Genomic DNA, 14,099 nt, shown 5'->3' on the forward strand with positions numbered 1-14,099 from the left:
GCTTCGTTGGCAGCGATCTTGAAGAGGGTGTTCTTGGCGACGGAGTAGTCAACGTCAAAGCCCAGGTTGTTACGCAGCTCCTGCAGCTGGGATACGGTCAGGCCGCGGTACTCAGTCAAAACGACGGAGCTAGAATCGGCCAGCTTCTCCTTCAGCTCTGCCAAGTCTGCAGTGTTCTTTGGGTTTGCCATTGTCTCTCGCCTCCTTCCAAAACATCTCTTTTATTTTCCGCCGGGGCCTTCCAAAAAGAAAAGCCCCGTGCAAGAGCACAGGGCGTGCGACATGAGAAATGCCGCGGAATGCGCAAAGTGTCTCCTGCGTGGGCCGCCTCCATGGTGGAGAACTTTCAATCCTTAATGGATGACCAACGGTCTTCGGTGAACTTTGACTCGGCCACAAGGCCGTTCAAACTTCAGAAGCGATACTACCGTACTTTCCTCGTATTCCCAAATTGCCCACCCGCGTAGGCTATCTACTATGACTTCCCTCATGTGGTTTCGCGATGACCTGCGCTTATCCGATAACCAGGCTCTCACCCGCGCAGCGCAAGCCGCCACCGATGATAAAGACGGTTCAAAGCCAGAGTTAGTGGCCATAGTTCTCGATGAGCCCGCCTACCCCGGTACCCGACCACTCGGTGGTGCCAGCAATTGGTGGCGGGAGCGCTCGCTTTATGCCCTTGCGCAGGACCTCGCAACCTGCGGGGTGAAGCTCCTCCGCGCTACCGGGGATGCCCGCACCGTCATTCCCCGCATCGCCCACGAGGTTGGCGCCGATACCGTCACCTGGAACCGCCGCTACCACGGCCCGCTGCGCGAGGTAGACGCCAGGGTCAAAGCAACGCTTGCCGATGCCGGAATTAACGCCATCTCCTGCCCCGGTTTCACCCTCGTGGAGCCATGGGAGGTCACCAACGCCCAGGGCAACCCTTATAAAGTCTTTACTCCCTTCGCGGCCGCCGCGCGGTCCCAGCTTGCTGATGAGGAACCGCTGCCAGTACCGGAATTGCTGGCGGGGCGGGAGATGGGGGCATCGGCAAGCAGCAGCTGGCCCGATCCCAGCGCCGCTGAACCGAAGTGGGCTGCGTCGCTCGCCCAGTATTGGACGCCAGGGGAGGCAGGTGCGCGCGAACGCCTAGCCCAGCTCGACTTAACTCACTATGCCAGAGAACGCGATATACCCGCGCACAACGCCACTTCTCTGCTATCGCCGCACCTGCGCTTTGGCGAGGTATCCCCGCGCGAGGTCTGGGTGGCCGCCGCCGAGGAGCCCGACGCGGAGAAGTTCCACTCCGAGTTGCTGTGGCGCGACTTTGCCTGGCACCGGCTCTACCACCTGCCCGATCTGGCCACCCGCAACGTGCAGCAAAAATTCAACCGCTTCGACTGGTCCTGGGATGACCCGCGGCTAAAGGATTGGCAGGACGGGACGACGGGTATACCGCTTGTCGATGCCGGTATGCGCGAACTCTGGAAAACCGGATACATGCACAATCGCGTGCGCATGGTGGTGGGATCGTTTCTCACCAAGAACCTGGGAATCCATTGGCGCCTAGGCGAGGAATGGTTTTGGGACACCCTGGTGGATGCCGATGCCGCATCCAACCCATTTAACTGGCAATGGGTGGCCGGCTGCGGCGATGATGCCGCGCCCTTCTTCCGCATCTTCAACCCTGAAACCCAGGCACAGCGCTTCGACCCCGAAGGCGCCTATATCCGCCGCTGGGCTCCCACGCTATCCGCCCCACCCATCGTGGATCTCAGGCAGTCGCGCCAGGCGGCCCTAGATGCCTACGCCGAGGTCAAAGGCGCAGACTAACGCTCAATACCTAGACTTTTCGTTCACACCGCAAGGCCTGTTGAACGATGCAAAAGACCCCAAGGAAAATCCTCGGGGTCTTCATTCACGCGCTATGCGCTATCACCGTCTTAGTCGGTGTAGCCCTTCTGTACGGAGCCGTCCACAGGAATGCCTGGGCCGGAGGTGGTGGAGATGGTGGCGCGCTTGATGTAGATGCCCTTAGCGGAAGCAGGCTTCAGGCGCTGGATCTCATCCATGAGGGCGCCGTAGTTCTCAGCGAGCTTCTCAGCATCGAAGGAAGCCTTACCAAGGATGGCGTGCAGGTTTGCAGCCTTGTCCACGCGGAAGGAGATCTTACCGCCCTTAACCTCGCTAATTGCCTTAGCAACGTCATTGGTCACGGTACCGGTCTTCGGGTTAGGCATCAGACCACGTGGGCCCAAGACGCGGGCGACGCGGCCAACCTTGGCCATTTGGTCCGGGGTAGCGATGGCAACGTCGAAGTCCAGGTTGCCCTCGTTGATCTGCTCGATCAGCTCGGAGGTACCGACGATGTCAGCGCCAGCTTCCTGGGCTGCGGTTGCCTTCTCGCCCTCAGCGAAGACGGCGACGCGAACGTCCTTACCGGTGCCGTTAGGCAGGGACACGGTCCCGCGCACCAGCTGATCAGCCTTGCGTGGGTCAACGCCCAAGCGGAAGACGACGTCAACGGTGGCGTCAAAGTTCTTGGAGGAGGTCTCCTTGGCCAGCTTTGCAGCCTCGATCGGACGGTACAGGCGGGACTTATCTACCAGTTCCGCAGCGGCCTTATAAGCCTTAGACTTGGTGCTCATTTAACAATTCCTTTTCTGGATTGGCGTGGTATTTGGCGGGCCGAAGCTGGCCCTACCACATAAAGTTTTTACTTCTCCGGTGCGCCATCAATGTTAAGGCCCATGGAGCGGGCGGTACCAGCGATGATGTGTGCGCCGGCCTCGATGTCGCGGGCGTTGAGGTCCTCGAACTTGGTCTGTGCAATTTCTTTGCACTGATCCCAGGTGACAGTGCCGACCTTATCGGTGTGCGGGACACCGGAGCCCTTCTGGACGCCTGCGGCCTTCAGCAGCAGCTTGGCTGCCGGCGGGGTCTTCAGCTTGAAGTCGAAGGAGCGGTCTTCGTAGACGGTGATCTCAACAGGGACCACGTTGCCACGCTGGTTTTCGGTAGCGGCGTTATAAGCCTTGCAGAATTCCATGATGTTGACGCCGTGGGCACCCAGTGCCGGGCCAACTGGCGGTGCCGGGTTAGCGGCGCCAGCCTCGATCTGCAGCTTGATGAAGCCGGAAACCTTCTTCTTTGGAGCCATCGAATTACCTCTTTCCTGTGGTACCGGGACCTGCGTCACGATGAATAACGCGGCCCGTCCGGATGCTCACCTCAGTGGGCCACCGGAGGATGAAACGATTTACGCGTGCGCACAGAAAAGGCGCACGGCGTTCCAGTCTAGAACACCGTGCGCCCTGCACAAAATCATTTTTAAGAAATGCGCTCGATTTCTGTCGGCGACAATTCCACTGGGGTTTCGCGGCCAAAGATGGAGACCAAGCCCTGCATCTTGCCTGTCTCCGGGTCGATTTCAGAAATGGTGGCGGACACGGCAGCCAACGGGCCGGACAGGATAGTGACGGCCTCGCCCACCTCGAAGTCGTGGGCGTACTTCTTGGCCACCTCCTTCTCCGGCAAGTCAACAACCTGCTCGCCCTCTTGCTCGTTTGGAGCGGCCTCGCCCTTGGTGGCGGGCGCTTCATTCGGCATGAGGAACTTGGCCACGTCGCGGGTCTTAACCGGCGTCGCGTTGCCCTCATTGCCCACGAAGGAGGTAACGCCTGGGGTTTCGCGGATGACCGACCAGGCGGCATCGTTAAGCTCAGCGCGCACTAGGACGTAGCCCGGCAGCAGCTTGCGCTTGACAATCTTTTTCTTGCCGTCCTTGTTTTCCATGATCTGCTCGATGGGGACGACGACCTCGAAGATGGAATCTTCCACCTCAAGGGTCTGCGCACGCATGTCGAGGTTGGTGCGCACCTTGTTCTCGTAACCGGAGTAGCACTGGATGATGTACCACTGGCCTGGCTGCTTCTTCAGCTCGCGGGTGAATTCACGCAAGCGCTTGCGGTAAGCGGCGTCCTCGGCCTCTTCCTCGGTTTCGGCGGAAGCCCCTGCAGCGTCCTCTTCTGCGGCGGGCTCGGCCTCTGCCGAGGGCTCGGACTCTGCTGCGGGGGCATCGGCAAGCGCAGCGTCTTCTGCGTCACCTGCGCCAGCCTCAGCAGGCGCTGCGGCCTCCTCTTGGGCGTCCTCGACTGCGCTGGCGTGCTCTGCCGCCTGCTCTTGCACGTTGGACTGCATGGCCTCCTCTAGGGAGGTTCCTGGGTTTTCGACGTTATTCTCGTCGCTCATGAGTGGTACTCCAAAATGTCATCGGCGCGTGTTGTAGAACCAGCCTACCCGCGGCGCGCGTGGGCAAAAAGTATCCCGCCGTTCCGGAGTGCGGAAACAGCGGGATAAAAGTTTATGGAGTTATTCTAACTAATTGGTCAGAATCTTCTCAACTCCGAGGCCAGCCAGGGTGTCAACGCCCCAGACCAAGGCGGTGATGACGATCAAGAAGGCGAACGTGATGAGGGTGTACTGCAGCATCTCTCCACGGGTGGGCCACACCACCTTCTTCATTTCAGAAACAACCTCGCCAGGGAATGCGGCGACGCCGCCACCCGGGCTGTCGGTGCGGTTTTTATCCTCAACGCGGACGACGTTCTTGTTCGCCGAGTCCGTGGAGGTCGTGGAAGCCGCACCAGAAAGCTGGCGCTTACCGGTGGGACGCGGGGCCGCCGAGCCCTTCGGCTGCTGCTCATCGCTCACAGCTAACCCTCCTTGGGAAATGAATTCTTTTTCCGAGCGCGATATTCCGCCCAGACATAACTTTGTCAACCCTAGCAAAAGGTGCACGGGCAGGAAAGCACGCCGGGGCGGATGCGCGCCGCTGTGACAAAAATATCCCCGCCATCTGGAAAGCAGATGACGGGGATCCTTGCAGGGGCGACAGGACTCGAACCTGCAACCTACGGTTTTGGAGACCGTTGCGCTACCAATTGCGCCACGCCCCTATTTTGTTATCCGTGACGCTTGAGCGCCACGCGCCAATGACCTTACCAGATCCCTAATTCCGCACGGAAACCAGTACGCCGCTAAGGCCATAGGCACGGTAGTAAAAAAGCGCCGTAGTGGCGCTTTTCTTTCCCGGTAGCGATGGCGAGAATTGAACTCGCGACACAGCGATTATGAGTCGCTTGCTCTACCACTGAGCTACACCGCCATGGTGAACACCTTCATCCTGCAGGAAAATATTTCCTCCAGACATGAATGGAGCCCCCTGACAGAATCGAACTGTCGACCTTTTCCTTACCATGGAAACGCTCTGCCGACTGAGCTAAGGGGGCATATCCCAGCATCAAGCACGTCAATATTTCGTTGTGCTCTCCGTTGCGGACTTCAATAATGTAACCTGACACCTCCACTTTGCACAAATCGCCACGTCAGCGCCCCATAAGCGAGGAAATTTCTGGGGCTTATTCGATGCTGGCCCTCCCCGCCCGGTGTGCTTGAATGAAAGGCATGCTGGATCATAAAGACTGTCTTTCTATCGACGCCGCGAAGCTCTACTACAACTCCGGGTTTTCGCAGGCGGAGGTGGCGGCACACCTGGGGATTTCCCGGCCGACGGTCTCCAAATTGCTCACCCATGCCGCCGAGCGCGGCTTTGTCACCGTGAGTATTACCGATCCCCGCGAGCAGTCCGATGAGCTGGTTTCTGCACTCTGCGAGCGCTTTTCGCTTGCCGATGCCCGCGTCACCGCCACCCCTCCCGGCGGATCTCTGCTCGCGGATTTGGGCAGCGCTGGCGCCGCCCTATTGGAAGAGCTCATTACCGATCACACTTCGGTAGGCTTGTCCTGGGGCGAAACCATGTCCGCGGTGGCCTCCCATTTGCGCAAGCGGCCACTGGATGGCGTGGACATCATCCAGCTCAAGGGCGGGCATTCCCACTCGGATCGCTCCACCAAGGATCTGCAGACGATGCAGGCGTTTACCCAGGCCTTTAATGCCGAGGCGCACCTGCTTCCCCTTCCAGTCATCTTCGATTCCGTTGAAGCCAAGGAATGGGTCTCCCGCGATAGGCATATTGCCAAGATTTTGCAGATGGGGGCATCAGTAAGCGTGGCAGTATTTACCGTCGGCGCCATGGAAAAAGAATCGCTCGCGCTTAACTTGGGATATCTCACCGAAAGCGAAGAGGAAGAATTGCTCACCAATGCGGTGGGAGATGTATGCTCGCGCTTTTTCACCGCCCAAGGCGATGTTGCCAGTCAGGCGGTGGATGAGCGCACCGTTGGCATTAGCCTGAGCGATTTAACAACACGCCCCACCCGCGTCTTAGTAGCCGGCGGTGCCCATAAGGCCGAGGCACTACAGGTCGCTTTGGATATGGGCCTTGCCACCCACCTAGTCACGGATCGAACTACGGCACACAAACTGGTGAACTCTACAGAGAGGCGCCTTCCTCACCATTAATGCACATTTGTTAATTATTTCATTGACATTGGTGCCACGGGGGCTAAACTGACTGGTGACACAGTCCACCAGTCAACGTTGAGGAGTACTCCATGTCTCAGACCGAGATTTCCACCCCGCACATCAATCCGCATGGCGCCCCCATCGCAGAGACCGTTTTGCTGCCCGGCGATCCCCTCCGCGCCAAATTCATCGCGGATACCTTCCTGGAAGATGTCGTCCAATTCAATGAAATCCGCAACATGCTGGGCTTTACCGGCACCTACAACGGCAAGCCCATCTCCGTTATGGGCACGGGTATGGGAATTCCCTCTATCGGTATCTACTCCTGGGAATTGATCCATAAGTTCGGTGCGAAGAAGCTCATCCGCGTCGGCTCCATCGGTGCTATGCAGGAAGACATCGAATTGCACGACGTCATCGTGGCAGCTTCTGCTTCTACCGATTCCAACTTCCTGTCACAGTATGACCTGCCTGGTACCTACGCCCCCACCGCATCCTGGAAGCTGCTCAAGGCGCTGGTAGATGAGGCCGAGCGCCAGGAGACCCCGATTCACGTGGGCAATATCCTAAGCACCGACACGTTCTACCACATGGACCAGACCGTCAACGGCCGCTGGGCACACATGGGCGTGCTTGGCGTGGAGATGGAATCCGCCGCGCTCTATGCCACCGCCGCCGAGGCTGGCGTGGATGCATTGGGCCTATTTACCGTCTCAGACAATGTGGTCAACGGCACCCAGCTTTCTGCCGAGGACCGCCAGAGCGCATTCCACACCATGATGAAACTCGCTTTGCCGCTTAACGCAGTCGACTAAGCTCCTCCTTCTACAAAGGACTACTACTTCCATGCTGAAAAAAGTTAAGGCCATGCCGGGGGATCGCACCCAGGTCAACCCCAAGGCGGCCGTCCCTATCCTCCTTTTCGTCTTCGTCTTCTCCCTCATCATTGACAATGGGTTCAAGACGATGACCATGCCGATCGCGGAAGCGCTGGAGATCTCCGATAAGACCGCTTCGCTGCAGGCCTCCCTTGCTGGCGTCATCATTGGTATCGGCGCCGTCGTCTACGCCGCCTTGGCAGACTCCATCTCTATTCGGAAGCTCATGCTTACCGGCATAGTTTTTGTGGCCGTAGGCTCCATCTTGGCCTTCATCTTCTCTGGTTCATGGGCCATGGTGCTGACCGGCCGCCTGATTCAAACCACTGGTTTGGCCGCCGCTGAGACGCTCTACGTTATCTACGTGACCAAACATTTGAGCGAGGATGACCAAAAGACCTACCTCGGCTTTTCCACCGCTGCCTTCCAGGCCGGCCTGCTCATTGGCGCGCTGACCTCCGGGTTCATCTCCACCTATGTGTCCTGGACGGCGATGTTCCTCATCCCACTTATCCTCCTGCTCACCATTCCGCCCATCATTAAGAATGTGCCAGAAGATGAGGCCGTGGAGGGTCACCTGGACGCACTTGGCCTGTTCTTTGTCGCCCTCTTCGCCAGCGCCCTCATCTTGTTTATGCAGGATTACCTCTGGTACTGGCTCGTCGTGGCGGCCATTGGCTTAGTCCTGTTCATCGTGCACATCAAGAACGCGAAGAACCCAGTGGTCACCCCGGATTTCTTTACCAATGGACGCTACGTGTGGACCATCGTCATGGTGCTCTTTGTCTATTCCACCCAGCTGGGCTTTATCTTCCTGCTTCCCTATGCAGCCCAGGACATGCACGGGATGAGCCTTGACCGCGCTTCGTTGTTGCTCATTCCTGGGTATGCCTGCGCCGTGCTCGTCGGTGTTTTATCCGGCAAGATCGGCACGGTGCTCTCGTCTCGATCCACCATCTATACTGCTTTTGCTTTGGTTGCAGGTTCCTTATTCATTGCCGCGCTCTTTGCACAGGTTCACGTAGCCGTGCTTGTTATCACCATCATTGCCTTTGCCAGCGGCTTTTCCCTGATGTACGCACCACTGGTCAATACCGCGCTGCGCAATATCACCGCAGCCAAGTCCGGTATCGCCATCGGCTTTTATAACCTCACCATCAATATCGCCATCCCGCTGGGCATTGCGTACACCGCCAAGCTGATGGAGTCCACCAGCTACACCACCACCCTGTTCATTCTCACCGTCATCGCCCTCTTCGGTTCCGCGCTGTACATCATTTCGGATCTGAAGATGGCTAAAAACGAACCCGCCGCAGTTTCCTAAAGGAGAAAATCATGACTTCCCAGAATCTCACCCGCTCAGACGTTGCTTCCTATATCGACCACACCCTGCTCAAGCCGGAGGCCACCCCGGAGCAATTCCGCGCCCTGGTAGAAGAGGCCACCAAGCTTGGTACCTACGCCGTGTGCGTCTCCCCTTCCGCCCTGCCGCTCGAGACCCCGGAGTCCCTCCATGTCGCCACGGTCGTGGGCTTTCCCTCCGGCGCCGTCAAGCCGGAAATCAAGGCCGCTGAGGCCGCCCGCGCGGTTGCCGATGGCGCCGAGGAAGTAGACATGGTCATCAACATCCCGCTGGCCATCGAAGGCCGCGCCGAGGAGCTGCAGGCAGAAATCCAGGCCGTGCGCGATGCCATCCCAGGCAAGGTGCTCAAGGTCATCATCGAGTCTGCCGCGCTTTCCGATGCCGCCATCGTCCTCGCCTGCCAGGCCTCCGCTGCCGCCCAGGCGGACTTTGTCAAGACCTCCACCGGCTTCCACCCCGCCGGCGGCGCCTCCACCCACGCGGTAAAGCTCATGCGCGAGACCGTAGGCGACAAGCTGGGTGTGAAGGCCTCCGGCGGCATCCGCACCGCCAAGGATGCCCTCGCCATGATCGAGGCCGGCGCCAGCCGCCTGGGGCTGTCCTCCTCCGCCAAGATCCTCGAGGAGCTTTAAGCCATGTCTGTGGATACGAGCTTCGATTTCGACTACGCCCGCACCTGGGCCGAACACGATCCGGATGCGGACACCGCCCGCCAGGTGCTGACATGGATCGAGGAAGATAATTCCGAAGAACTCGCCGCCGCCTTCGCTGGCCCCCTGAACTTTGGTACCGCAGGCCTGCGCGCTGCCGTGGGCGCGGGCGAATCCCGCATGAACCGCGCGGTGGTTATTCGCACCACCTACGGGCTTATCACCTGGCTCAAGCAGCAGGTGGATACCCCAGTCGTGGTCATCGGCTGCGATGCCCGCCACGGCTCTGCGCAGTTCCAGCGTGATGCCGCGCAGGTCATCTCCGCCGCCGGTGGTAACGCCCTGGTCCTGCCCGCGCAGAACCCTACCCCACTGACAGCCTTCACGGTCCGTTCCCTGGGCGCGGATGCCGGCATTATGGTTACCGCCTCCCACAACCCGCCTGCCGATAATGGCTACAAGGTCTACCTGGGCGGCCGCGTTGCCACCGGCCCGGGCGAGGGCGTGCAGCTTATCTCCCCAGCCGATAAGGAGATCGCCGCCGCCATTGCTAAGGCCCCCTACGCCGACGAGGTCCCGCTCACCTCCGATCACATCGAGGACGTCGATACCCGTGCGGAGTACCTCGAGCGCGCCGCCGCGTTGGTCGGTGAAAATACCGATATCACCATCGCGCTGACCGCCATGCACGGCGTAGGTGCCGAACTGGGCAAGGACCTGCTGTCTCGCTGCGGCTTTAACGTCTCGCTGGTGCCAGAGCAGGCCGCTCCTGACCCAGATTTCCCTACGGTCTCCTTCCCCAACCCGGAGGAGCCCGGCGCGCTGGATCTTGGCATTCAGCATGCCGAGAAAATCGGCGCCGATATCCTTATTGCTTATGACCCTGACGCCGATCGCTGCGCCGCCGCCGTGCCCACCGATGGCACCTGGCGCCAGCTCAGTGGCGATGAGACCGGCGCCTTGCTTGGCGATTATCTCGCCCGCCGCGGCGCTACCGGCAACTTCGCCAACTCCCTCGTATCGTCCCGCCTACTCGGGCGCATCGCCGCGCACTACGGCCTCGGCCACGAGGAAACCCTGACCGGTTTCAAGTGGATCGCCCGCACTCCGGAGCTCGCCTTCGGCTACGAAGAAGCCATTGGTTTCTGCCCCGATCCCAACGCAGTGCGCGACAAGGACGGCATCTCCACCTCCGTGGTGCTCGCCAGCCTCGCCGCCGAATGCAAGGCAGCCGGAAGCAGCCTCCTAGGCCGCTTGGACGACATCTACGCCACGGTCGGCGCCCTGCACACGCAGCCGCTGACCTTCCGCGTCGAGGACCTGAGCCTGATTACCCAAGCAATGGAAAAAGTTTCTACCACCCCACCGACCGAGCTCGCCGGCTCCCCGGTGTCCAAGGTGGAAAAGTTTGCCCAAGGCTCGAAGTTCTTCACCGATAACGATGACCGCGTTATCGTTCGCCCCTCCGGCACCGAGCCCAAGCTCAAGTGCTACCTGGAGTCCCCCGACGCCGGTCGCCTCGATGCCATCGCGGCCGATCTGCGCGATTACTTCGGGCTCTAAGCCCTCAAAGCCGGGTTATGCCCTGTGCACCTATTGAGGCCCGCTGTTTCCACTACTTGGACAGCAGCGGGCCTGTAAAGCAGACTTTCATTGCAGCTGCACTGGCTTATGCAGGTTGGGCCCTATGGTCTCGTCAACCTCCAACAAATCCAGTATGGAATAGTTTCTCGAGTTCCCAGCCTGGCCAAGATGAAGAGATTTAAAGGCAACTGACGCTGCTAAATTCTTGGGATCCAGGTCATGTTGGATGCTCGCGATAAGCAATTGATCGATCCCATTTACTAAAAGTGGGATAACTTTATCCGCGACGGATTCAATCCCGTTACCTACAACCCGTCCGCTGTGGACGATCAAATTTCGCTTCCGGTATAGACGCTGAAATTCCCTTTGCAGAATACCGGAAGTGCGTTCGAAGATTTCGCTTGGATTATTAAAAGCTTCTTGCATCTTGCCGATAGCTAGTTGATCGACGGGATCGAGAAGATAAAAATCATTCCGCTCTAGGATTACACTCTCCATTAGCTTTGCTCTCTCTATGCTAGCTTCCGCATTTTTGATCTGCGCTGCTACCGAGCACTCGCCTTTGTAACGATCTGCATAATTCTTAGCTAACCACGTCATTTCGGTACGAAAATAACTCGCCGCGACTACGCGCGCCATTCTTTCGGCACCAATTCGATCATCCTCGCCCGAATCCACTAAAAGGGATTCGATGGCAACCCATCCATTGACAAGAGCCACGTGGGGATTGTTCGTCTGAAGAGGTTCTATAATAGCCAGAATATTTCTGGGTTTATTTCCGATTTCCAAATGGTGGAGAGTGTCCGCCCTCTGGAATGCACGGAGTTTCAAAGGTTGGATTCCCCGCCGAGTGGGAAAGGAGTTCCCCTTTTCTTTAGACCACATGACAGGAAGAATGGAGAACCGGTTTTCGGATCCAGATTCAAACTTAAAAGATAGCTGCGACAGTAATTGTTGTGCCTGACTGGCAGCTTCGTTTACGTCACGTGCTTGCACATTAAGTATGAAACCGCCATGATGACGCTCGGTCTTTGCCTGAGGAGCGTGCTTGTGTTTCCACTGCTTCAGTTGTTTTGCACTAAGCCACTCAGAGGGTGGCGTAGATGAATGAAGAAAGTCAGGAGCGCGGTCGACAGGAACTGCAAAGCTAAAGTTCTTAGCCTTATATTTTATCCTCTTGTCTAATTCACGCAGGAGGGTGGAGAATTCACAGTGGTCATCCGAAGTTTTGTAGTCATGTATAACGCTATAGATGCTTGGTGCAGGCACGCCACAGTAAAGCAAGTGCGACACGATACGCTTCGCAGTTCCCTCTACATCTAGATTTCCAGCTTTACTTGGAGACTCGAATACATCTGCCCAATTTTGTAGATAGGTCTGCTTCAAATCTTGTGCGTGCTTCTCAGCTAGCTGGACATCGTGACTATTCGCATTGCTAGCGGAACCGATATTATCCACAATGCTATTAAGGTTCTTTTGGATAGAGGATACTCCCAAATCATTTCCAAGAGCCTTACGCATATGCCCACGCAGCTCCTTTAATGCTGCTGAGCTGGTCCCAGGGATCCTCGATTCGTTTAAGGCCTCATCGACCAACTCGAGAGTGCCAGCGCGCCAATCCCTCCGGTGCCAAGGGGTGGTGCGGGAGGTCAATTCAAGCATACGAGGCACTATGCCTTCTAGCTTTTCTGGTTTGATGATGATCATCGGTGTGCTAACCTAAAAGTTGCAAATGGGAATCACGTAAAAGATATGTCATTACCTTTGTACATTGACATTCTTTTGCCTGTACTCCCATTCTAGCTTCAGAGGCGCTCCCCTTCTTATGGGTTGAGCGCCTCTTTTTATGTGCACCTGCCCCGGATGGCTTAAACCGCGGCCTAAACACACATTTTGTCGTTTAACCCGTCGTTTAAGCCTAGGCTGAGGCCACTCCATCGCACTAACCGCGAAGAAACCCCACAAGCTTGTGCTTGTGGGGCTCTAAGTTGTGCCAGGTAGAAGATTCGAACTTCTGAAGGCAATGCCGGCGGATTTACAGTCCGCTCCCTTTGGCCGCTCGGGCAACCTGGCATGCACTCTGTGGTGCGTGTATGTACTTTACTATGAAGCACCCACCTACCTCCAAATCGCCAGCGCAGCGGGGAGAAATGGGGTGTGTAGGAGGGGGCGCCGACAAGCAGCTAGCCCACGCGGCGGACGGTGTAATCCGCAAGCTGGCGCAGCGCTTGGCTAGCGGAATTTTCTGGCAGTATGGAAAGCTGTTCCTCTACGGTGCGTAGGTAGGCGTTAATGTCCTCTAGCGCCCGCTGACGGCCGCCAGACTGGCGCAGGAGCTCGATGGCACGCTCGACCTCAGCATCGGTTTCTAGGGGGCCTGTCAGCAGCTCACGCAGCTGGTCTCCCACCTCACCGTCTTCCTCCAGAGCGTAGAGGACGGGGAGAGTAAAGACGCCCTCGCGTAGGTCGGTACCCGGGGTCTTTCCGGAGTCTTTCGGGTCGGAGAAGATATCGATGACATCGTCCACGATTTGGAAGATCATGCCAATGGCACCGCCAATGCGGTACAGGGCCGCAGTATGGTCTGCCGAGGCACCGGAGTGATAAGCACCAAGGTATCCGGCAGAGGCAATAAGCACCGCGGTCTTTTCCTGAATAACGGCCATGTAGTGGTCCACGGGGTTGGCTTCGCCGGCACCGATGGTCTCACGCATCTGGCCGGTCACCAGCTCTTCAAAGGTATCCGCAAAGTGGCCTACGGTATGGGTATCTAGTTGGCTCATCAGGCGAGAGGCATGCGCGAGAAGGGCATCGCCGGCAAGGATGGCTACGGAATTATTCCACCGAGAGTTGGCGGATTCCACGCCGCGGCGGCGGTCCGCCTCATCCATCACATCATCGTGGTACAGGGTGGCAACGTGCACCATCTCCACAACGGTGGCGGACTTAATAACCTCTTCACAGCCCGGTTTGGCGCCGTACTCAGAGGCAAGCAGTGCCATCATCGGGCGAAAGCGCTTGCCGCCTGCCTTGGACAGATGGCTTACCTTGTCCTTCAAGAAGTCCTGGCCGCGGTCAGTTTCACTGCGCAGCTTTTCTTCTACTGCTTCCATGCCCGCGCCAATGCGTTCATTAAGCTGTGGATCACCAAGATCCACGTGAGTGGCATGCGAGTGGCCGTGAGTCATTAAATAGCGTTCCTTGCAATTAAAA

The 14,099-nt window shown here is 57.9% G+C and carries 13 protein-coding genes and 4 tRNA genes; 6 read left to right on the forward strand and 11 right to left on the reverse strand.

Annotation, left to right across the window (positions count from 1 at the left end):
* Positions 1–191 (reverse strand): 50S ribosomal protein L10 (gene rplJ, locus ABRP93_RS09335; RefSeq protein ID WP_349839463.1); only part of this gene is annotated, 191 nt, incomplete at its 3' end.
* Between the two features lie 286 nt (positions 192–477).
* On the opposite strand from rplJ, the gene ABRP93_RS09340 reads away from it, so the two are divergent.
* Entirely contained in the window at positions 478–1,818 is a 1,341-nt protein-coding gene (locus tag ABRP93_RS09340; RefSeq protein WP_349887754.1) for a cryptochrome/photolyase family protein, read from the forward strand.
* 110 nt (positions 1,819–1,928) lie between these two features.
* Here ABRP93_RS09340 and rplA read toward each other — a convergent pair whose 3' ends face one another.
* The 7 genes from rplA to ABRP93_RS09375 all read right to left on the reverse strand — a co-directional run bounded on the left by rplA (position 1,929) and on the right by ABRP93_RS09375 (position 5,276).
* Positions 1,929–2,633 carry a 50S ribosomal protein L1 gene (gene rplA / locus ABRP93_RS09345; protein WP_023025157.1) on the reverse strand — a complete coding sequence of 235 codons (705 nt, stop codon included), beginning with the start codon at positions 2,631–2,633 and terminating at the stop codon, positions 1,929–1,931.
* Positions 2,634–2,701: 68 nt separating this feature from the next.
* Positions 2,702–3,145, reverse strand: coding sequence for a 50S ribosomal protein L11 (rplK, locus tag ABRP93_RS09350; protein ID WP_023016714.1), 444 nt, complete (start codon positions 3,143–3,145; stop codon positions 2,702–2,704).
* Between the two features lie 170 nt (positions 3,146–3,315).
* On the reverse strand, positions 3,316–4,236 hold the full coding sequence (nusG, locus tag ABRP93_RS09355) for a transcription termination/antitermination protein NusG (protein ID WP_023025156.1): 921 nt from the start codon (positions 4,234–4,236) through the stop codon (positions 3,316–3,318).
* 129 nt (positions 4,237–4,365) lie between these two features.
* Entirely contained in the window at positions 4,366–4,698 is a 333-nt protein-coding gene (secE, locus tag ABRP93_RS09360; RefSeq protein WP_349868244.1) for a preprotein translocase subunit SecE, read from the reverse strand.
* A 172-nt stretch (positions 4,699–4,870) separates the two neighbouring features.
* Positions 4,871–4,943, reverse strand: a tRNA-Trp gene (locus ABRP93_RS09365).
* Between the two features lie 137 nt (positions 4,944–5,080).
* Positions 5,081–5,152, reverse strand: a tRNA-Met gene (locus ABRP93_RS09370).
* A 48-nt stretch (positions 5,153–5,200) separates the two neighbouring features.
* A tRNA-Thr gene (locus ABRP93_RS09375) sits at positions 5,201–5,276 on the reverse strand.
* A gap of 175 nt (positions 5,277–5,451) precedes the next feature.
* On the opposite strand from ABRP93_RS09375, the gene ABRP93_RS09380 reads away from it, so the two are divergent.
* The 5 genes from ABRP93_RS09380 (at position 5,452) to ABRP93_RS09400 (ending at position 10,865) form a co-directional block, all read left to right on the forward strand.
* Positions 5,452–6,408 (forward strand): sugar-binding transcriptional regulator, encoded by a 957-nt coding sequence (locus ABRP93_RS09380; protein ID WP_349868245.1) that lies wholly within the window; start codon positions 5,452–5,454, stop codon positions 6,406–6,408.
* A 92-nt stretch (positions 6,409–6,500) separates the two neighbouring features.
* Complete coding sequence (deoD, locus tag ABRP93_RS09385; protein ID WP_023025153.1) at positions 6,501–7,226, forward strand: purine-nucleoside phosphorylase; 726 nt, start codon at positions 6,501–6,503, stop codon at positions 7,224–7,226.
* Between the two features lie 31 nt (positions 7,227–7,257).
* Positions 7,258–8,613, forward strand: coding sequence for an MFS transporter (locus tag ABRP93_RS09390; RefSeq protein ID WP_349887755.1), 1,356 nt, complete (start codon positions 7,258–7,260; stop codon positions 8,611–8,613).
* A gap of 11 nt (positions 8,614–8,624) precedes the next feature.
* The gene (deoC, locus tag ABRP93_RS09395) at positions 8,625–9,284 is read left to right on the forward strand and encodes a deoxyribose-phosphate aldolase (protein ID WP_349853326.1); all 660 of its coding nucleotides are present in this window, start codon (positions 8,625–8,627) and stop codon (positions 9,282–9,284) included.
* Positions 9,285–9,287: 3 nt separating this feature from the next.
* Positions 9,288–10,865 (forward strand): phospho-sugar mutase, encoded by a 1,578-nt coding sequence (locus tag ABRP93_RS09400; RefSeq protein WP_349887756.1) that lies wholly within the window; start codon positions 9,288–9,290, stop codon positions 10,863–10,865.
* A gap of 87 nt (positions 10,866–10,952) precedes the next feature.
* On the opposite strand, the gene ABRP93_RS09405 is transcribed toward ABRP93_RS09400, so the two are convergent.
* The 3 genes from ABRP93_RS09405 to ABRP93_RS09415 form a co-directional block, all read right to left on the reverse strand.
* The gene (locus ABRP93_RS09405; RefSeq protein ID WP_349887757.1) at positions 10,953–12,593 is read right to left on the reverse strand and encodes a hypothetical protein; all 1,641 of its coding nucleotides are present in this window, start codon (positions 12,591–12,593) and stop codon (positions 10,953–10,955) included.
* Positions 12,594–12,877: 284 nt separating this feature from the next.
* Positions 12,878–12,959 (reverse strand) — tRNA-Tyr (locus tag ABRP93_RS09410).
* A 110-nt stretch (positions 12,960–13,069) separates the two neighbouring features.
* On the reverse strand, positions 13,070–14,074 hold the full coding sequence (locus ABRP93_RS09415) for a polyprenyl synthetase family protein (RefSeq protein WP_349887758.1): 1,005 nt from the start codon (positions 14,072–14,074) through the stop codon (positions 13,070–13,072).
* Positions 14,075–14,099 lie beyond the last annotated feature (25 nt).

Source organism: Corynebacterium sp. KPL2850 (assembly GCF_040225855.1).
GTDB lineage: Bacteria > Actinomycetota > Actinomycetes > Mycobacteriales > Mycobacteriaceae > Corynebacterium.